Here is a 21,855-nt window from a genome sequence, read left to right on the forward strand (position 1 = left end):
ATTTTTTTTCATTATTTAGTTATTTATTTCAGGCATTAATTGTTATCTATTTAATAAATAATATAATTTAAATTGCTTAATTAAATATTAAGCATTTGTAATCTTATTCTTCTATATTTAAGGAGTATTCGTGAGTAAAATCAACGTATATAGTGAAATTGGTGTATTAAAAGAAGTTTTAGTACACACCCCTGGAGACGAAATCAGGCGTATCGCACCTGCTCGTCTTGATGAATTATTATTCTCAGCTATTTTAGAACCAAATGATGCTGTTAAAGAACATAAAAGTTTTTTAAAAATCTTACAAGACCGTGGAATTAAAACAATTCAATTAAGTGATCTTGTGGCTGAAACATATGTTAAATATGCTTCAGAAAAAGAAAAAGAAGCTTTCATTGAAAAATGATTAGATGAAGCTACTCCAGCTTTAACAAATGAATTAAGAAGCAAAGTTAAAACATTTGTTTTATCAAAAGCTGGCCAACCAGTAGAAATGGTTAGAACAATGATGGCTGGTGTAAGTAAACAAGAATTAAATGTTGAATCAGACATTGAATTAATTGTTGATCCAATGCCTAACTTATACTTTACCCGTGATCCATTTGCATCAGCAGGTAATGGTATTTCATTAAACAATATGAAATATGTCGTTAGAAAAAGAGAAACAATTTTTGCTGAATTTATTTTTTCAATTCACCCTTCATATAAATCAACTCCTCATTGATTTGATCGTTTAGATAACGGAAGTATTGAAGGTGGAGACGTATTTGTTTATAACAAAGACACCTTAGTAATAGGTGTTAGTGAAAGAACAAACAAAGAAGCTATACTTACAATTGCAAAACACATTCAAGACAACAAAGAAGCTAAATTTAAAAAAATCGTTGCTATCAATGTACCTCCAATGCCAAACTTGATGCATCTTGACACATGATTAACAATGGTGGATAAAAATAAATTCTTATATTCACCAAATATGTTATCAGTACTTAAAGTTTGAGAAATTGATTTAAGCAAAGAAATAGAAATGGTAGAAACCAATAAACCATTAGCAGACGTTTTAGAAAGTATTATTGGTGAAAAACCTGTTCTTATTCCTATTGCTGGTGAAAATGCAAGTCAATTAGATATTGATATTGAAACACACTTTGATGGTACAAATTACTTAACAATAGCCCCTGGTGTTGTTGTAGGTTACTCAAGAAATAGAAAAACTGAAGAAGCTCTTAGAGCCGCAGGTGTAACTGTTTTATCATTTGACGGTAACCAATTATCTCTTGGTATGGGATCAGCAAGATGTATGTCAATGCCATTAGTAAGAGAAGATGTCGAATAGTTAATATTTAATTTCTCCTTTTACATTTACTATATATTTTTAATTTATTTTAAAACTTAATCGATAAGATTAATTTAACTTTCAACGAAAGGAATATTATGCCTATTAATTTATTAGGTCGTAGTTTAGATTCTGCATTGAATTGAACTACTGAAGAAGTTAATTACGTTTTAGATTTATCATTAGATTTAAAAAGATCTAAACAACAAGGATTACACGTTAATTCTCGTCCACTTGTTGGTAAAAATATTGTTATTTTATTCCAAAAAGACTCAACAAGAACTCGTTGTGCTTTTGAAGTAGCGGCTGCTGATTTAGGTGCATCATGTACTTATATAGGTCCTTCAGGTTCAAATTTTGGTAAAAAAGAATCAATTGAAGATACTGCAGCAGTTTTAGGACAAATGTATGACGGTATTGAATTTCGTGGTTTTAAACAATCAGATGTTGATGCCTTAGTTAAATATTCAGGTGTTTCAGTATGAAATGGATTAACTGATGCAGAACATCCAACACAAATGTTTGCTGATTATTTAACAGTTAAGGAATTCAAAGGTGATTTAAAAGGTAAAAAACTTGTTTTTGCTGGTGATATTAAAAATAACGTTGCTCGTTCATTAATGATTGGTGCAGCATTCTTTGGTGTTCACATTGTTCTTTGTGGTCCAAAAGCACAATGAGATATAGTACAAAATGGTCCAGAACACAAAGAAGTATTTGAAAAAGTTCAAGAATTATTTAAACGTAATGGTGGATCTGTTACTTTCTCAGACAATAAATTAGAAGCGGCTAAAGATGCTGATGCTATTTACACTGATGTTTGAGTATCACTAGGTGAACCATTTGAATTATTTGAACAACGTATTCAAGAATTAGGTGATTTCCAAGTTGACATGGATATGATTAAAGCTGCTAAAGAAGATGTAATTTTCTTACATTGCTTGCCAGCCTTTCATGATGATCACACTACTTTCTCAAAAGAAATTAAAGAAACTTTAGGTAAAAAATATCCTGTTGTTGCAACTGGAGCTATGGAAGTTACTGATGAAGTTTTCCAATCAAAATACAATAAATCAATCCAACAAGCTGGAAACCGTATGCACACCATTAAAGCTATTATTTTAGCTACCTTAGGATACTAAAATGGCTAAAATTGTTATTGCTTTAGGTGGAAACGCCTTAGGAAATAATCCTGAAGAACAAAAAAAATTAGTACAAATTCCAGCTCAAAAAGTAGCAGAATTAATTAAAGATGGCCACCAAGTTTTAGTAGGACATGGTAATGGTCCTCAAGTAGGTATGATTTTTAATGCTTTTGCTGATGCTAAAAAAGTAAATGAAAAAACTCCTTTAGTTCCATTTGCTGAAGCTGGCGGTATGAGTCAAGGATATATTGGATATCATATGGTTACTGCCATTTCAAACGAATTAACTAAAGCACAAATTAGTAATAAAAATGTTCTTTACTTTTTAACGCAAACTATAGTTGATGTTAATGATCCTGCTTTTAAAAATCCAACAAAACCAGTAGGCCCATTTTATTTAACTAAAGAAGAAGCAGAATTAAATAATCCTAATTCTACAATTATTGAAGATGCAGGAAGAGGATATCGTAAAGTAGTTCCTTCACCAAAACCTTTAGATGTTGTAGGTATGGAAGGAATTAAAAAAGCATTTAACGACGGTAATGTTGTTATTGCTGGTGGTGGTGGTGGAATACCAACTATCATTAAAGAAAACAATCTTTTAGAAGGAGTAGATGGCGTTATTGATAAAGATTTTGCATTAGCAAAAATTGCTTCTAAAGTAGAAGCTAATTACTTTATTATTTTAACTGCTGTAGAACATGTTTATGTTAACTATAACACTCCTGAACAAAAGAAATTAGAAACAATTACTGTTAGCGAATTGGAAGAATATGTAAAACAAAATCAATTTGCTGCAGGAAGTATGTTACCAAAAGTACAAGCTGCTATTAGTTTTGTAAAAGAACATAAAGATAATGTAGCAATTATTGCTTTATTAGATAAAGTGGGTGAAGCAATTAATGGTACTTCAGGTACAAGAGTTATTAATGGTTAGTTTTAACTGTTATAAATTATTATATAATTATATTAAGCTTAAAATTTAAGCGTGTCATTGGGACTTATTAACTTTATTAATTAAAGGAAAAAAAATGAGTAACAACAAAGAAACTAAATCTATTTCTGAAATGTCTAGCTCAAAGAAAATTTCTTTCTTTAGTGCTATGTTCATTGTTATCGGTGGATCAATTGGTGCTGGTATTTTCTTCAAATCTGAAAGCGTTCTTAAAGGTTCACAAGGCAGTTTAGCTTTAGCTATTTTCTCATGAATTATAGGCTCATTTGCTGTTATAGCTATGGCCTTAGCTTTAATTGAAATAGCTAGTGTTAAAAATGACAACTTATCACTTATAAGTTGAACAAAAATTTTTAATGGTAAAGCAATATACAACGCAACCAAAAACTTCATGGTATATGTATACTTACCATTAACATACTTCTTCATGCCACTTTACGTTATTTTATCGTTACAAGATGGTATTGGTGCTCTTATTAATCAAGATGCATTTATTTTTGGCACACAAGCTGATTGAGTAATTTGAACAATTATTTCGTTAGCAATGTCAGCTTATTTCTTAATTGTGCCTTCATTATGATCAAAAGTAGGTAACATTCAAAATCAAATCGTTACATATATTAAATTCATTCCTTTAGCATTTGTTGCTATTATAGGTTTTGTATTAAAAGGTACAGTTGAAACTAGTCAAATTTCAGTAGGTATTGCTGAAAGTGCTGCACAAACTATCGCTACTGGAGGTAAACTAGGCAGCGTTTACGGCACAGGTGCAGGAATTGGTATTTTCTTATCAGTAAGTGCTATTTTCTTTGCATATGATGGTTTTTATGTTGCGGCTGGTATTTCTTCAGAAATGAAAGAACCTAAAAAAACTCCATTGGCTTTATTCTTAGGTTTAGCAATAACAACTGCGATTTACTTAGTAATTGCAATTTCTATGTCAATTAATGGCGGTGACTTCTTTGGTATGAGAGATTCAATGGCTGTATTATTCTCAGGTGGATCAAACGCAAATGAAGCAGCTAAAGAAACAGGAAAATTAGTTGCTAGAATCATTTTTGGTATTATGAACATTGGTATTGCTATAGGTGTTCTAGGTATACTAAATGGTTTTTCAATGTGAGCCCCTCGTTATGTAGAAGATTTAATTGCACAAGGTGAATTGCCTTATTGAGAAAAATATCATAAAAAACTTAACCCTAACTTCCCAATTGTAGGTGTTATTTACTCTCTTATAATTACAGTTCCTATTGTTATATTATTTACAATAATTGGTGCTTTAGGATATTCATTAACAAATTCAGCATATGAAATTTATAGTAATGATACTATCAAAACTATGGGTAAATTATATTCATTTGCTGATTTAATGGCGAACTGAACAGCATTATTTACTTTTGGATTTATTGGTTTTGCTATTTACGGTGCTCTTAAAAACAAGAAAACTAATAAAATAGAAATACCGCAAAAAGTTAAATTCTTTAAATTATGAGCAGTTAGTGCTATTATATTAATTTTACTTTCATTAGCTGTTACTATGTTAGTTCCTATTATTGACTTAATTTTATTAGGTGATTTCAGCGAAACTGCATATTTAGCTGCTAATACGGGTAAAACAGCTTCAGATGCTAAAGAATTTTTCCAAACTGAACTTATTTCACGTATTATGCTTGTTATTGTTTTAGGTATTTTTATTGCTTTATGTTTTGCTCCTTCAGCAATTCAAGATGCAATCAACAAGAAAAAATACGGTTCATTAGCTAAATTCGATGAACACAGAACAAAAGTTTTAGGTATTGAAGTTTAATTTGTAAATTTTAATTAAAAAAGGACTTAAGTCCTTTTTTCTTTTAATTCAATCTCTTTAAAGTTTAAGCATATTAGTATAAAAAACTTTAACAACTTCCTATATTAAATCTAAATTTATTTGAATATCTTCTAAAGAAATTAGTCGATAGAAGCATTTCAATAAAGTTGCGATATAGATAAAGTAATAGTAGACACGCACCATAACCATATGTAATTTATAACCATCAGTTGCATAACTTTCAGTTATATATTTATAAGTAGAAATATTATGTTTTGTTGTAATTTCTTCAATAATTTGTACTAATTTAGAATCGGTAAGAATTTTTGCATCTTAAATTAATAATGTTACACTATTATCTAATTTAGGAGTTCTTTTAGGAGAATTTTAGTTGTATTATTTGAAGCTCATGTATCAATAGCAAAAACTAAAAATTTAAACTATGAAATTTTTTATTAAGAATATTTTAAAAATCTTTTTCGATTTAAATAAAATAGCAATTAATATCAAATGTTATATAATTTTTGAAGTTACTTCTTTTATGTTTTGATGTGTTTTTATTACAAAAAGAAGACTAAATTTTATATCAGTAAAAACTTATAACAAAAAATTGTTAACCAAAATAATATTTTTAAAAGAAAATACTAACATTATTTTGTAAAATTATTTTTTCTAAGAGTTATATAATAGCAAAATTAAACTTTTATTTACAAAATTTTCTTTTTTAATAATTAAAAAATAAAGTAAATTGTGAAACTAATAATTTTTTTCAAAATTTTTATTATTTTTTTACATTCTTCAAACATATAAAATATAAAAACATAAAATTATTATATGAAGATAAAAAATATTTTTAATAAATTTGGAAAGTTAACTTATTTAGCAATACCTATTATTCCTTTTTCAGTTGTTATATCATCATATGGCAGTCATCATACAAGAGGAAGAGATACATTAAAACATATTAATGGTTATGGTATAACTAGATTAGTAAAAATAGAAGAATTATCATTTGAAAATAACCAACTAGTTATAAGAAATGTTGATAATGTAAAATCAGCAAAAATAGCAATGGTAAAGTTAAAAAATAAATTAAATAATAATGATAATTATAAAAATATAGAAAATACCAATAATAAAGTCATAAATAAATGAAAAAATCAATATTCTAATCTCAAATTAAATTTTGAATCTTTTTTAACAGACTATAGAATATGAATAATTTCTAGAGATATTTTTTCTAAAGAAGAAGTTGCATTTTTAAATAAAATAACTAGAGATAATGATGTTGAATATGTAAGTGTAATGACAAATAAAAATTATGAAAAATATTATGAACCTAATTTTTTAAGATCAGTCGCTTATCAAAAACAATCAATAGCTTATATGAAAATTAATGAAGAAGGTACAAAAAAACAATTAGAAGCCATTAACGTTTACAATCATTTAAAAAGTGAATCATTTAAAAAAGAAATTAACATAAAAACTAATATAAATCAAAAAAGATTTAAAGTAGGTATTATAGAACATGATGCTTGACTTGATAGACATCACAATGTATTTTATGAAAATAAAATTGAACAATTAGAACAAAATGAGAGAATCAATCATCCAGAGTTTTATAATTATAATTTTTATAATATACCTTCAATTCATGCGATGAATGTTGCTACAATTTTAGCAAGTAGATATGGTATAGCACCTGGAAGTGATATATTTGTTGCTCCTATTTATAACATAAAACAAAATATTTACACAGATAATAATTGTTTAAATAAGACAAAATATAATAAAGAATCTTATCTCTCACAAAATATAATAAACTTAGATTTTTATTATAAAGTTTGAATTAAATCTATTGATTATTTAATATCTAAAGGAGTTAAAGTAATTAATCATAGTTATTCAAGACCTGACAATAATATAGTTAGCGAATATATTAATGAAACAACTATTAAATATAATGTTTTACATGTATTTGCTTCTGGAAATCAAGGGAGAATAAATGGTAAAACGCAAAATTGGAAATTAGATCAAAATTCAATAGTAGTAGGTTCTGCTAAATTAGGAAGACATTCTAAATGAAGTTTAAGTGATTTTAGTACTTATATGACACAAGATAATATTAAAAATCCTCTTAATCCCTTGATAGTTGCTCCTGGAGAGGATTATGATTTATTTGATGGAAAACAATATGGAACTAGTTTTTCAGCTCCAGTAATAAGTGGATTATATAGTTTATTTATAAGACATCCTGAGATACTAAAATTTAAGGACTCACAACTTCCAGAATTATTTAAATCTATTTTAGTAACAGGTGCTAGTCAAATAAATAATACAGGTATAAAAAAATATAAAGTAAACGGATTAGAAGAAAGAACAGGAGCAGGAATGCCTGATTATGAAAAAATGTTAGAAATAATAAATAATGAACAGTATGAAGTTTTTAATAACTTAAGACTCAATCATTCGCAAATAGTTAAAGGTAAAAATAAAATTAAACTAAAATTTTTAGATAAAATAAAAATATCTCTAGCTTATAAAGATATTCCAGCTATTAAAAATAAAACATTAAAAGAAAATAAAGATAAAAAAATTACTTTTGCCCTTGTTTTAAAAAGAATAACCAAATCAGGTCAAATAGAAATAGTAAAAAGAATTTATGATATGTTTTCAAATGTTTTAGTTTTAGAACACAATAATTTTAAAGAAGATTCAGAATTTTTTTATGAATTAGAAACTATATCACAAGATAATAACTATATTAACAATCCAAATCAAACTATAGCAATCAGTTATTTGATTAATCATTACTAAATATTAAAATAATATAGTTTTAAAACTATATTATTTTTTTGTATTTTTTATTTTCATAAACTTGAAACTAAGGAATTAATTCCTTAAGGTGAATTATCATATTGAGAAAAATATCACAAAAAATTAAATCCTAACTTCCCAGTAGTAGGTGTGATATATTCATTAATTATTACTGTACCTATTGTAATTATCTTTAGACTAATTGGTGCTTTAGGTTACAGTTTAACAGCAGCTGATTATTCAATTTATAGTATTGATCATTCAATGTGTAAATTATATTCATTTGCCGATTTAATGGCTAACTGAACTGCATTATTTACCTTTGCATTTATCGGTTGTGCTATTTATGGAGCAATTAAAAACAAAAAAACTAATAGAATTAAAATTAATCAAACAGTACCTCACTTTATGTTTTGAGCAATAAGTGCTTTAGTATTAATTTTTGTTTCATTATTAATTTCTACTATTATTCCAATTATTGATTTATTCTTATTAATTGGTATTAAAGATAAAACTACAGATGCTTTTAGTACTCTATTAATTTCTCGTTTAATGCTTGTAATTGTTTTAGGTATTTATGCTGCATTATGTTTTATACCTTCAATAATTCAAGATGCAATCAACAAGAAAAAATATGGATCATTAGAAAAATTTGAAGAATATAGAAATAAAGTATTAAACTTAACAGTTTAATATTATAAAAAGGGGGATAATCCCCTTTTTATTTTTTTATAAAGTAACTAATAAATATATTAATGCAAATATTTAATTGGATAATAAATAATCAATATTCATTTTATAAATTTAAAACTTATTTATTCATTTTAATTTAATAATTGAATTAAATTAATGGTTGTTAGAAATCCCGCATTTCCCACTTGCGGGTTTTTTTATGCTTTTTTAACACCATACATATTTATAAATAAATATGTAAAAATTATAGCATTATGCTACTATTTTATGGTATAATTAGTTTATGGCAAGTAAAACAAGAAAAAGAACATGAATAATTTCTGTCTCAAAAAGATCAAAAGGTAATTACATTCAAATCGGTTATCAAAAATTAGATGGTGTTGGTTATGAAACGAGATTTGCAATTGGTTTTGAAAAAGATTTTGAAAAATACCAAGAGAACGCTATTGAAAAAATTAAAATGTTAATCAAAGATATGCCTTTAACCTACACTAAAGAAAAAATTTTAGATGTAATAAACAAGAAATTAAAAAATAACAAAACAGACTTAATCAAATACAGCGAAATATACAAAGGATTGAACCTAATCGGCTTATTAATAGATCATTTCGACATTTTTAAAGATTGTAATAAAACAAAATCAATAAGCCTAAATGAAGTTGTAAAACAACAAATTTACCACAGAATTAAACAACCATTAAGTGTTTGAGCAACATTTAACAGTTTGAAAAAAGAACAAGAAAATGTTTATTCAAAAAATGCATTTTATAGATCTTTAGATTACATAGCGGAAAATAGAGAACAAATTTTGCAAAACTTAAATGATGTTTTAGTCAAAGAACATAAAAGAAACGTAAATATTGTTTGATATGACTCAACAACAACTTATTTTGAAACATTTGATAGAAAAGGTTATAAAAAACCAGGTTATTCAAAAGATGGCAAGTTTAAAGAAGATCAAATTGTGATTGGCATGGCAACTGATTCAAATGGCATTCCCATTCACTACAAAGTCTTTCCGGGAAATACAGCTGATTCAAATACATTTATCAAATTTGTTTTAGAACTCCAAAAAATATACAAAATAAACAATGTAACTATTGTTGCTGATAAAGGTATGTCTGTTAATAAAAATATTAGATTTTTGGAAGACAAAGGTTTAAACTTTATTATTTCTTACCGTATGAAAACTGGAAGCAGACAATTTAAAGAATATGTCTTAAAACAAGAAGATTATGTACATTCTGATGCTGGATTGGTGTACAAAACACAAGAATTCGCATCACTTTATAGAAATGGCAGAAGCAATGGAAAACTTAGAAAAAGAATAATTACATTTAGTAAAAAAAGAGCAAAAAAAGACGCCGAAGATAGACGTATTTTAGTTGAAAACTTCCTTAAAAAAGCCAAAAACGGAAAAGTGTCATATGAAGATATGGCAGGCAATAAAAAATATAAATTCTTTAAACCGGTGAATGAATCTGGTTACTATGAGCTAGATACAGAAAAAATTGAGCAAGATGAAAAATTTGACGGCTACTATGTTTATGAAACAAATAGACAAGATTTAACTCCTGATCAGCTTGTTGATCTCTATGCTAAACAATGAAAGATTGAAGATAATTTTAGAAGTTTAAAAGGTTCATTAGCTATTAGAGCAATATATTTATCAACCTGAAAACACATCGAAGGTTATATATGTCTTTGTTTCTTAAGTTTAGTTTTACTTAAATTTTTAGTTTTTAAAATTAATGATTTAACTGGATTATCTGGAAAAGATAAATTTACAGAAGGTAGATTAATTGACATGATGAATAATGTCAAAGAAATTCAAGAAAAATTCAACAACCAAATAACAAAAACATTCGAGATAAACGATGATAATCTAAGTCAAAATTGAGATGATTATCATTTGGTTGAAAAAGTTTTTGAATTAACAAAAATTAAAAAATAAATATCCGCTAAAACGGATATTTTACAATTTATGCTACAAAGTGGGAAACGTGGGAAAAAGGGGGATAATCCCCTTTTTATTTTTTTATAAAGTAACTAATAAATATATTAATGCAAATATTTAATTGGATAATAAATAATCAATATTCATTTTATAAATTTAAAACTTATTTATTCATTTTAATTTAATAATTGAATTAAATTAATGGTTGTTAGAAATTTTAAAAATAAATAAATTTTATTCATTGAAATTATAATTTTAAAATATAAATATTTATTAAGATTGCATTAAATTTAAATAAAAAATTATTGATATAATAATAAAAACTCAAATTATGAAAATAAATAAATTCAAACTATAAAAAATAACAAAAATTTCAAAACAAAAGCCATCATAATAACAAAATTAAACAATAAATGTTATTAAATAAATATATAAAAATGAACTTAATACAATTAAAATTTAGAAATAGAGATAATATATTAAGTATTTAAAAATAAATATTTTAAAAGGACAATAAAATGAAAAAAATACAATCTATTGAACCAAATATAGCTGATCTTGTTAATGGTTGACTTAAAAGTTATGGCTTAGATTATAAATTAGAACAAGAAAAGCTAAATGAACAAATAGATAAAGCATTAGACGAATACAAATCTAAAAGTGGTGGCACAGGTGGTAATAGACCAGATGCCAAACTTTTATTACGTGATGAATATTTAAATTATTATCCTATTTTGATTGAATATAAAGGTTATAAAGATAAACTCGTTAAATTAGATAACTATAATAGAGTAGATAATAAAACTATTAAAAATGAACCTAATTATCAAAATATCAATAATTATGCTGTCAATGGTGCAATACACTATGCAAATGCTATACTTCATTATACTAATTACACAAAAATAATTGCTATAGGTGTTACAGGATATAAAAATAATGCTGGCAAAATTGAACATTCTATAGGAGTATATTATGTATCAAAAGATAATTTAGGAATGGGACAAGAAATAGGCAAATATAGTGATCTTTCATTTTTAAGAAAAGAAAACTTTAATGAGTTTATCAAAAAAGCTAATGAATTATTTTTATCTAATGAAGAATTAGAAGAACTTAAACAAAAAAGAGAACAAGAAATTACTTCAAGCCTTATAAAACTAAATAATGATATATATGCAAATGAAAAAGGTCTTAGCGAAAATGATAGAGTATATCTTGTATCAGCTTCAATAATGGCAACCTTAGGTATACCTAATAAAGTAAGTCCTTTAGAAAAATCTGATTTAAAATCTTCAATAGAAGAAGGTAACACAGATGGCGATATCATAGTAAGAAAAATCGAATCCTTTTTAAAAAATAAAAATTTGCCCAAATCCAAACAAGATCTTATTGTTAGAACTCTTAAAAACACTTTATTATCAGATAATATTAATAAACCAATCAATGGAGAAAGTCAATTAAAGAGAATCTTTTGTAAAATCGTAGAAGATTTAGGAATATATTACAAAATAGGTTTAACAACTGATTTTACTGGGAAATTATTTAATGAAATGTATTCTTGATTAGGTTTTACTCAAGATAAATTAAATGATGTAGTTTTAACACCATCTTATGTTGCAAATTTATTAGTCAAATTAGCCAGAGTAAATAAAGATAGTTATGTATGAGATTTTGCAACAGGTAGTGCGGGATTACTAGTAGCCGCCATGAATGAAATGATTAATGATGCCAAAGCAAAAATTATTTCTCCTTTAGAATTAGCAGAAAAAGAATTAAAAATCAAAGCTGAACAACTCTTAGGTTTAGAAGTATTACCTAATATTTATATGTTAGCGATTTTAAATATGATTCTTATGGGTGATGGTAGTGCAAATATTTTAAATAAAGACTCATTAATTGATTTTGACGGTAATTATGGTTTTGGGAAAATCGATGAAAAATTTCCTGCTGATGCTTTTGTTCTTAATCCGCCATATTCAGCAACTGGTAATGGTATGATTTTTGTTGAAAAAGCTTTTTCAATGATGAAAAAAGGCTACGCGGCAATTATTATTCAAAATTCAGCTGGCAGTGGTAAAGCTAAAGAGATTAATCAAAAGATACTAAAAAATAATACGCTTCTTGCAAGTATAAAAATGCCTATAGATTTATTTATTGGTAAATCAAGTGTACAAACTAATATATATGTATTTAGAATTGGTGAAGCACATCATAAAGATAACATTGTTAAATTTATTGATTTTTCTAATGATGGTTATACAAGAACAAACAGAAAAAAGGCAAATGTTAATTTAGTAGATTCAAATAGAGCTAAAGAAAGATATCAAGAAATTGTAGATCTTGTACGTTTTGGAAAAAATAAACTTAATATATTTACTGAAAAAGAATATTATGAAGGATATATTGACCCAGAAAATGGTTCAGATTGAAATCAAAGTGCACCAATAGATACAAAACCCACACTTGTTGATTTTAAAAAAACAGTAGCTGATTATTTAGCTTGAGAAGTTTCTAATCTTATTAAAAACAGTGAAACGGAGGATGAAAATTTAAAAAAATAAATGCCTCACTGGATGAAAAATTACAAAATATTCAGTGAGGCGAATATAGAATTGGTGATTTGTTTGAAAAAATAAATACAAATGATGTCACAAGCAATTTAGAAGGAAATTTACCAGCTACAACCGCCACATGATCAAATAATCAAATTGGCAAATATATTTCTAGAAAAAATGCTACTATATTAAAAAATGTTTTTTCTGCAACTGCAAATGGATCAGGAAAAGTATTTTATCAACCTAATGAATTTACAATTTTCCAGGATAGTTATGCTTTTAAATTTATTGAAAATAATATAAAAACTGAAAAAATACATCCAATTATCGTTGCAACACTAAATAAAATTTTTTCTCAATATAATTGAGCAAATAAATCGAATTGAAATAAAATAAAAAATGAAAAAATTCAACTCCCAATAAAAAACAACAAAATAGATTTTGAATTTATGGAAAACTTTGTTACTGAGCTGGAAGCTCAGCGTGTTACTGAGCTGGAAGCTCAGCGTGTTACTGAGCTGGAAGCTTATTTAACTGTTACTAATTTGAAAGATTATCAACTTACAGTAGAGGAAAAAATTGCATTAGAAAATTTTGAAAATATTAAATGAGGTAAATATAGAATCATAGATTTATTTAGTGTAAATTCCTATAAGAAAAGATTTGATGCTAATAAAATTACTTTATTAGCAAATGGTGGTTATCCATATATTGTACGAACAGCTTTGAACAATGGTCTAAAAGGATATATAGATGAAAATATAAAATATCTAAATGATGGAAATACTATTTCTTTTGGACAAGATACAACTACAATGTTTTATCAAGAAAAACAATATTTTACTGGAGATAAAATAAAAATATTAAAATCTAAATTTGATAGATTTGGAAAAAAGAATGCACATTTTATACTTGCATCTATGGCAAAATCCTTTAGTTCTTTTTCTTGAGGAGCAAATAGTTATAGTGTAGCTATAATTGAAAATCAAATAATAAATTTACCAATTTATAATTCAAAAATAGATTTTGAATATATGGAAACTCTTATTTCAGCGATACAAAAACTTGTAATAAAAGACGTTGTAGAATGAACTGATAAAAAAATTAAATTAACAAAACAAGTTATAAATTAAAAGATAACAATTTTGTTATCTTTTTTAATAAAAAAACAAATTAAAAAAAAGAATAATTTATAGAAAATATAAATTATTCTAACAATATTATTTTTTTAGAAATATTAGTAAAAGAAATTAATCTATTTTATAGTATTTTAAAAACAAATAATGTTTAATAAATTTATATATATAAATGCATATAAATTTATCTAAATTTATTAATTACATTTTTATAAAATTAGTGAATTAATTATAGATTTTTTAATTCTTTTAACATATTATTATCAAACACTTTAACAAATTCATATATTAAATCTAAAGTTGCTTGAATATCTTTTAAAGAAGCTACTCCTATAGGAGCATGTAAATAGCGTTGTGGTATAGATAAAGTAATAGTAGGTACGCCACCATAGCCATATTGCAATTCACAACCATCAGTACCACCACCTTCTGCTATATATCTATAGCAAGGAATTTGATGTTTTTGAGCAATATTTTCTAATAAATTTACTAATTTAGGATCAGTTAAAATTGCTGAATCTTGAATTAATAAAGCAACTCCATTATTTAATTTAGCTACACCTTTAGGGGCATTAGTTGTATCATGTGCGGCTCCAGTATCAATAGCAAAAGCAACATCAGGTTTAATTAGTTGTACGCTAGTTTTAGCTCCTCTAGTACCAACTTCTTCTTGAACTGTACCAACAATAAAAGTTTGATTAGGTAAATCTAAATTTTTGATTTTATTAGCTAATAAATCAATTACAGTTACACCAGCTCTATTATCCATTGCTTTACCAGCCATTAAATCATTAGGCATTTCAAAAGTTTGACCACTTAAATATACTCTATCACCAATTTCAATTCCATATTCAATTGCTTCTAATTTAGAATTAAAACCACAATCAACATATAATTCTTTAGTTGTAGGAACTTTAGTAATATTTTCTTTATTCATAATATGCATTGAAGTATGACCAAAAACACCATAAATAGCTTTTTCGTTTTTATTAGTTACTACTTTAGCTCTTGTGCCAATTATAGCCGCAGATCAAATGCCGCCCACAACACTTAATAATAAATTACCATTTTCTTCAATTGATCTAACTAAATAACCTACTTCATCCATATGAGCAGCAATCATTATTTTAGGAACATTTTCTTTTGCTTTAGTTGCAATTATTAATGAACCTAAACCATCTCTTGAAAAAGTTAAATTAGCATCTTGTGTATTTTTTTTCAATAAGTTAACAACTGGTTCTTCAAATCTGCTAATGGCTTCTAATTCCATATAAGATTTTAATTTTGTTTTAATTTCATTATAATCTTTCATTATTTCTCCTTATTTTTAACTTGATTATCAAATTGAGTTAATTTAATTGGGTTAATAATTCAATCAGGTATTTTAATTGAACTATCTCAAGCACTTAATTTTAAAAAGTTGGCTGCTAAACTATTAGTATTAGGTGCATTTAATAAATCTTCAGGTTGATCTACAAAACCAAAATAATTAAAGTGTAAATAATCTTTTTTGTTTGCTTCTCAAATTTTTGAATAATTGTATCACGAAGTACCTAAATAATATAAAGCGGCTGAATTAATTGAGGAAATATAATTACCTTTATCATCTACTATACCTGTACCACTTAAACCGCCTCTAAATAAAATAGGGGCATAACTAGTACTATCAGAAGTACGAGTAAAGAATTCACGATTATCACTGATATTATTTCTATTGACAATATGACTTACTTGTCTAAAAGCAGGTCAACCAGTAAATAAACGATTAGTTGAATAAATTGGTTTATATTCTCATTTAAAACTTCTAGCATTATCACGATTAACAGCATTTAAAAAGTAAGTAAAATTGTCTTTATTGTAATTTGAAACATTTAAATCAGGTAAATTTTTAATATTTTCAAATCAACTTAAAGCTTTATATTTACCTTGATTTTTTAAATTATCTATAGCTTCATTAATATCAATCATATAAGCACTTAAATCAACATTTAAACCTGTTCTAGCTTCCTTAGCTTCTGTGATTTGTTTAATACCAGTTCAAAAGACAAAAGTTTGTACCCTAGTATTGTTAAAATCATTTCATCCACCTTCAAAAATATCACCTGATCTTCATAATTTATCTAAAGATGAATGAGTAACTAAATTTCTACTTTGTCAAGCATTAGCTACAGGATTTTCTACAAAATTATTATTATTTACAACATGATTATTAGTTATAAAATAATATTTACCATCTTTAGGATCATCACTAACTTTACCAATCAATAATGAACTTCCTTGTCCTAAACCTAAAACTCTATTATTAATATCATTGATTCTTGGATCTTTATATGATTGATGCATCATTTCTATACTAGTTTTATAACCTTCATGTCATTTATAAGGTAAAGTCTCATTAGGATTATATTTAAATAATTCATTATGATTATAACCTTCGTTATAAATGTAATAAGGCATATTGTCAAATTTGTTAATTGACATATTTTGATAATCAAATTTGTTGGTTAAATATTGACTAAAAGTTTCATTAGCTTGATTATTAGCATATTCAATAACTACTGCCGAGCCAAAATTTTGGTTAAAGAAAATAGCTTCATCAGGATTAAATTTAATTTCAGGTAAATTATTAGCATCATGAAAATATGTACGTTTTGCAAATTGATCTCCAACAATTCTAAAGCGATCATTATCTAATAATGAATAATTAAATTTAATTCCTTCATTAGTTAATGTAAAAGTTAAACGATATTTAACTTTGATTTCATCCGTTGCCGATGTTTCTTGATCTATAATAATTTGTTTTTCTTTTAATAATTTTTCATAATCTAAATCTACACTAATGCCACGATCATATTTAGAAATTCTTCAAATACGATAAGCATCTTGATAAAGTAAATTAGCAAAAAAGTGGAATTTTATTTTAGATTCTAAAAGATTTTTTCTATTTAAAATTGCTTCATAATAATCTTTTTTAAAAATTCAATTTACTTGATTATTAGCTTTATCAATTTCAAAATAATTATCTTTATAATTTAAATTAATTTTACGTCTTCTTAAAATTAAATCATTTGCTAAAAAGACTTTTTTCATATCATAAACAGCATTAAGATTATCTAAAATCTCTTCATTATTTATATTATCTATTATTTGATTTTTAAAGCCATTTATTTCATATCAAACATCACCTTTGATAACTTGATTTACATCACCAGTAGCTTTAGGTAAAAGATAATTATTATATTTAAAACTAACAAATAATCTTTGTGATTGTTCTTTATTAATAATTTTAACTTGATCAATTGATAAATTGTTTTCTCAATTATCTAAAGTAAAATCATGATAAGCTTTTTGTTGCATTTTAACTAATTGATTTGCTTGTTCTAAATTATTTTTAACTAAATTATTAAATTCATTAACTGTTAATTTAGCAATTTCATTTTTATTAATAATTAATTCTTTGTTAGTTAAATTATTAATAAGAGCTAAAGGATAAGCTTCTAATTGATAATCATTATATAAATTTTTTAATGTAATTTCTTTATTTGCTGTATATCTGATTTGACTGTTTTTCTTATTAATAATGCCTAATTTAAAAGTTAATTCATGATTATTATCACTTTTAACATCGTAAAAATAAATAAAATAATTATTAATTAAAGGATTTAAGGTTAAATTGTTCTCTTGATCTTTTTCGTTTTTAATTTGTGCATAAGTTAATTGATTGTTATTATTTGAAACAAATCTTAAAAGATGATTTAGTTTATCAAATGCTTTTTGTTGCATTATTAATTTAGGATCTAAAGTTCTTCTAGTTCTTATATCATTATTAGCTGTTTGAGCACGATATTCACCTTGAACAAAATTATAAGTAAAATTAGTGCTATTGATTTGATCAACTAAATTTATTATGTTTGCTTCTGGTTTTTGATATTGTTCATTATTGAAATCATCAGTTATAAATCATCTATTTTTAGGAGCAAAATCTTGAGCTTCTAATTCTTTAAAATATCTTAAAGTAAAAGTAGAGTTGGTTTTAATACCGGTAAATTCATCATTTTTATATAAACCAAATCTTACTGTAGCTGTGCCATCATTTTCTTTATAATAAGCATTATTTCTTATTTGAGCTAATTCTTTAGGTAAAAATTTAATACTATATTCGCCTTGTTTAGGTAATTCATATAAATCATTTAGTTTATCGTAAATTTGTGAAGGAATATAATCTTCATGCGAACGAAAAGCCTCTTTAACTTTTAAGTTTCTAATGATTCTACTTACATTATTATTTTTAATTAAATTCGTAAAAACTAAACTATCTTTATTTGTTTGATCTACTATTAAATTACTAAATATTATTGGATAAATTAATTCTTGTTCGCCTTTAGTTAATTTAACTAAAACTTTTACATATGGTCCATGAACAAAAGCAAAATTTAAAATATTTGTTAAACTAGGATCTTTAATATAAGCAAATTTTAAAACTTCGCTAATTTGTCAATTATCTAATTCAAAATCAAAACTTTTTAAAATGATTTCTTTAAATAATTCTCTAGTTAAGGAATCATCTTTATTTAATCAACTTAAATTAGATGGAATTGATTTATATTTATTACCAGTTTCTTTTTTAATATCACTTGCTGCTTTGGCAAAATAATTGCTAAGAGAAACATTAGTAGTATTATTTTCAAATTTAGCTTCTTTAATAAAATATTCACTTGGTTTATAATTGAAATGACTTGCTTGTTTATTGATAAAAGTATAAAGAAAATTATTAGTAAATAATTCAAATCTAGTGTGATCAATTGTTTGTTTAACATTATCAATAGTTTTAATAAGTAAATTATTATAAAATAAGTCAATACTAAAATTTCATAATACTTCGTAAACTTCAGCTTCTGTAGGTTTACTATTGATTCTAATATTTTTAGTTACTTTAACAATTTGACTAGAAGTGCGATCTCAATTAATTTTAAAATCAAAAAGATTATTTACTTTAGTATTTTTTTTCTCAAAAGCTTGTTCTAAAAGATCTAAATTATCATAAATTTTTTGGCCACTTAATAAATTGATTAATTGATAATCAACATTATAAAGACTTTCTATATTATTAATTTTAATATTCGTAGTTAAATCATTAAAATCATTAGTAAATTTAATACTTCTTTTTTCTTCAATGCTAATATCATTTTTAGTTGCCACTAAAGTTAAATGTAAAGTATTTATATCATTTTTATCTAATTCTAAATCTTTAATGGTTAATTTAATATTTTTATCATTTATTAAATTAAGAAAATATAATGCGTTAGTTTTATTAATACTTGTTGAATAAAGTTTAATGTGTAAATCAGGATTAATATCTTGATTAATTTTTAATTCAAAGTTTTTCATGAAGCTATTTAATTCTTGTAAGGTTGAACTTTGTTTTCAATTTAAAAAGCCATTTAATTGAGTTTGTTTTCAATTTGAAACAACATTAGTTTCTTTGTTTATTAAACGATATTCAAATTTGATAGTATTAGTTTCTAAATCAAATTGTAAGTTTCTAAAAGATTCTACTGGATAATTAGAATCTAAATTCTTTATAATAAGATTTTCATAAAGCACGTGTTTAACTAATGTATTTTCTTTATTAGGATAATCAAATTCATAATTTAATTCATTCATTTGTTTTGTTAATATATTAATTTGATTTTCATTTGGCATAACTTTAAGAAAATTATTGATTGAAGCATAAAAAATTTGACTATAAATATTTTCTTTTAAATTATTGTTATATTTACTAATTTGATAAGCCAAAGTAACTTGACCTATTTCTTTATTTAAATTAATAATTTCTAAATTAACTAATTTATAATCATTATTATTAACAATGAATATTTTGTTTAAATCCAAATCTTCCACTTTAGTTTTTTCTTTGTTTGAATAATCAAGATTTAAATTTAAATCATTTAATTCTCTTTGTGCATCTATTATCAAATTATTATTAACACTTTGATTATTAAAATGATTGAATAATAATAATTTTTGATTATTTAAACTAAAATTAGCATTATTACTTTGATCTTTAACTTGATAATTAATTTCTATTAGACCATTTTTTGCATCATAATTAATATCATTAATTTTTAAATTTATATTATTTTTTGTTAAAAAATCTTGATCTATTTTAATATTATCAATGGTTAGATTTTCTAAATTATTATTTGTTTGAATTGTAAAAATATTATTAGCTTTTTTGTGTAACTCTTTTAGTATCTTTAATAATTTATTTTCAATTTGAGTTTTTTGCTTTTTTAATTGAGCAAAAAAATCTACTTTAATTTGCATTAAATTGGAACTAATGCTACCAAAAATATGATGATCTCTTTTAAGAGCATAAGTAATTAATAAACTGCCATCATAATCATCAAAATCACTAATTGCATAAATTTCAAGATTTAAGCTACTATATTTTTGATTTTGATTTTTTCATATAAAACTATTAATTTGAGCTTGAGAACTCAAAACATTTTCTTTATTTTCATAATCAAAAATTACTTCTTGAGCTCAATTATTTAATTCATTATTAGCTTCTATTCATAATTGATGATTTTCTTTGTTATTAAAGTTATTAGTTTTTTGAAAACCAAAAATAGTGTATTCTAAAATGTCTGAAGCACTATTATAAGAATTATTTTTATTTATTATTTGATAATTAATTTTTAATGAACCTTCTAAATCGTTAGCTTCATTTAATTTGATAATAATTTGATAATCATTATCTACATTAGAATTTTTAGTAATAATTTGTGATTCATTAACACTGGAAGCTAATAAATTATTTTTATCTAAAACATCAAAAATTAAATTTTGGTTATTTAATTGATTTTTATCTAGCAAAATTTGCTCTTGATTTTGACTAAATAAAGAATATTGAGTAAAACCACTATTGCTTTGATATTTTTTAAAATCAGTAATTGTTTTTTGAAAAATTTGACTTTTATAAATACGATTTTGATAATCTAATTTCAAAATATAATTTAAAGTTATTTGTCCCTGCAAACTATTGGTTTGAATAATTTGCAAATTATCAATACTAATATTATATAAATCATTATTTTTTACTTGATATGTTAAACTATTAATATTAAAATCAGCAACTAAAGTATTTTCTTTATTAGGATAATTAAATTCGATTCTAACTTTATCAAAAATACTTTTACTATCAATATCTTTATTAATACAACTAGCTGCAAAAATAGTTAATGAACTTATTGGTAATAAATTTAAAAATAATTTAAAAATTTTTTTCATTTTGCTCCTTTAATAACATTTAATAATAACGTTGTTATTATTATAAGAAAAATAATAGTAATTAAACGAAAATTTAAAAAAAGTAAATTTTATCTAATTTACTTTTTTTATTAATTTTTATTCTACTTTAGCCCATAGTAGAAGAATTTTTAATATTTGCG

At 24.5% G+C, this 21,855-nt stretch carries 11 protein-coding genes; 9 read left to right on the plus strand and 2 right to left on the minus strand.

The window, feature by feature from the left end:
* Positions 1-130 precede the first annotated feature (130 nt).
* The 9 genes from VBM87_RS01460 to VBM87_RS01500 all read left to right on the plus strand — a co-directional run bounded on the left by VBM87_RS01460 (position 131) and on the right by VBM87_RS01500 (position 14,398).
* Positions 131-1,336: an arginine deiminase family protein gene (locus VBM87_RS01460; RefSeq protein ID WP_323177064.1), complete on the plus strand. Its 1,206-nt coding sequence runs from the start codon at positions 131-133 to the stop codon at positions 1,334-1,336.
* A gap of 98 nt (positions 1,337-1,434) precedes the next feature.
* Complete coding sequence (gene argF / locus VBM87_RS01465; protein ID WP_257076224.1) at positions 1,435-2,478, plus strand: ornithine carbamoyltransferase; 1,044 nt, start codon at positions 1,435-1,437, stop codon at positions 2,476-2,478.
* Between the two features lies 1 nt (position 2,479).
* Positions 2,480-3,418, plus strand: a complete 939-nt coding sequence (gene arcC, locus VBM87_RS01470; protein ID WP_323177065.1) for a carbamate kinase — start codon at positions 2,480-2,482, stop codon at positions 3,416-3,418.
* A 94-nt stretch (positions 3,419-3,512) separates the two neighbouring features.
* Positions 3,513-5,243: an APC family permease gene (locus tag VBM87_RS01475; protein ID WP_323177066.1), complete on the plus strand. Its 1,731-nt coding sequence runs from the start codon at positions 3,513-3,515 to the stop codon at positions 5,241-5,243.
* Positions 5,244-6,077: 834 nt separating this feature from the next.
* Complete coding sequence (locus VBM87_RS01480) at positions 6,078-8,060, plus strand: S8 family serine peptidase (protein WP_323177067.1); 1,983 nt, start codon at positions 6,078-6,080, stop codon at positions 8,058-8,060.
* A gap of 150 nt (positions 8,061-8,210) precedes the next feature.
* Entirely contained in the window at positions 8,211-8,753 is a 543-nt protein-coding gene (locus VBM87_RS01485; RefSeq protein WP_257075567.1) for a hypothetical protein, read from the plus strand.
* A gap of 349 nt (positions 8,754-9,102) precedes the next feature.
* Complete coding sequence (locus tag VBM87_RS01490) at positions 9,103-10,707, plus strand: IS1634 family transposase (RefSeq protein WP_416349187.1); 1,605 nt, start codon at positions 9,103-9,105, stop codon at positions 10,705-10,707.
* Between the two features lie 521 nt (positions 10,708-11,228).
* Positions 11,229-13,271, plus strand: a complete 2,043-nt coding sequence (locus tag VBM87_RS01495; protein ID WP_323177069.1) for an HsdM family class I SAM-dependent methyltransferase — start codon at positions 11,229-11,231, stop codon at positions 13,269-13,271.
* 59 nt (positions 13,272-13,330) lie between these two features.
* Positions 13,331-14,398 (plus strand): restriction endonuclease subunit S, encoded by a 1,068-nt coding sequence (locus VBM87_RS01500; RefSeq protein ID WP_323177070.1) that lies wholly within the window; start codon positions 13,331-13,333, stop codon positions 14,396-14,398.
* A gap of 232 nt (positions 14,399-14,630) precedes the next feature.
* Here the strand turns inward: VBM87_RS01500 and VBM87_RS01505 are convergent, their stop codons facing one another.
* Together VBM87_RS01505 and VBM87_RS01510 are read right to left on the minus strand one after the other, a co-directional pair.
* Complete coding sequence (locus tag VBM87_RS01505; protein WP_323177071.1) at positions 14,631-15,713, minus strand: M42 family metallopeptidase; 1,083 nt, start codon at positions 15,711-15,713, stop codon at positions 14,631-14,633.
* Positions 15,713-21,694 carry an MGA_1079 family surface serine endopeptidase gene (locus VBM87_RS01510; RefSeq protein ID WP_323177072.1) on the minus strand — a complete coding sequence of 1,994 codons (5,982 nt, stop codon included), beginning with the start codon at positions 21,692-21,694 and terminating at the stop codon, positions 15,713-15,715. Before VBM87_RS01510 ends, VBM87_RS01505 begins: the two co-directional genes overlap by 1 nt.
* Positions 21,695-21,855 lie beyond the last annotated feature (161 nt).

Source organism: Mycoplasma sp. 744 (assembly GCF_034863305.1).
Taxonomy (GTDB): Bacteria; Bacillota_I; Bacilli_A; order Mycoplasmatales; family Metamycoplasmataceae; genus Mycoplasmopsis.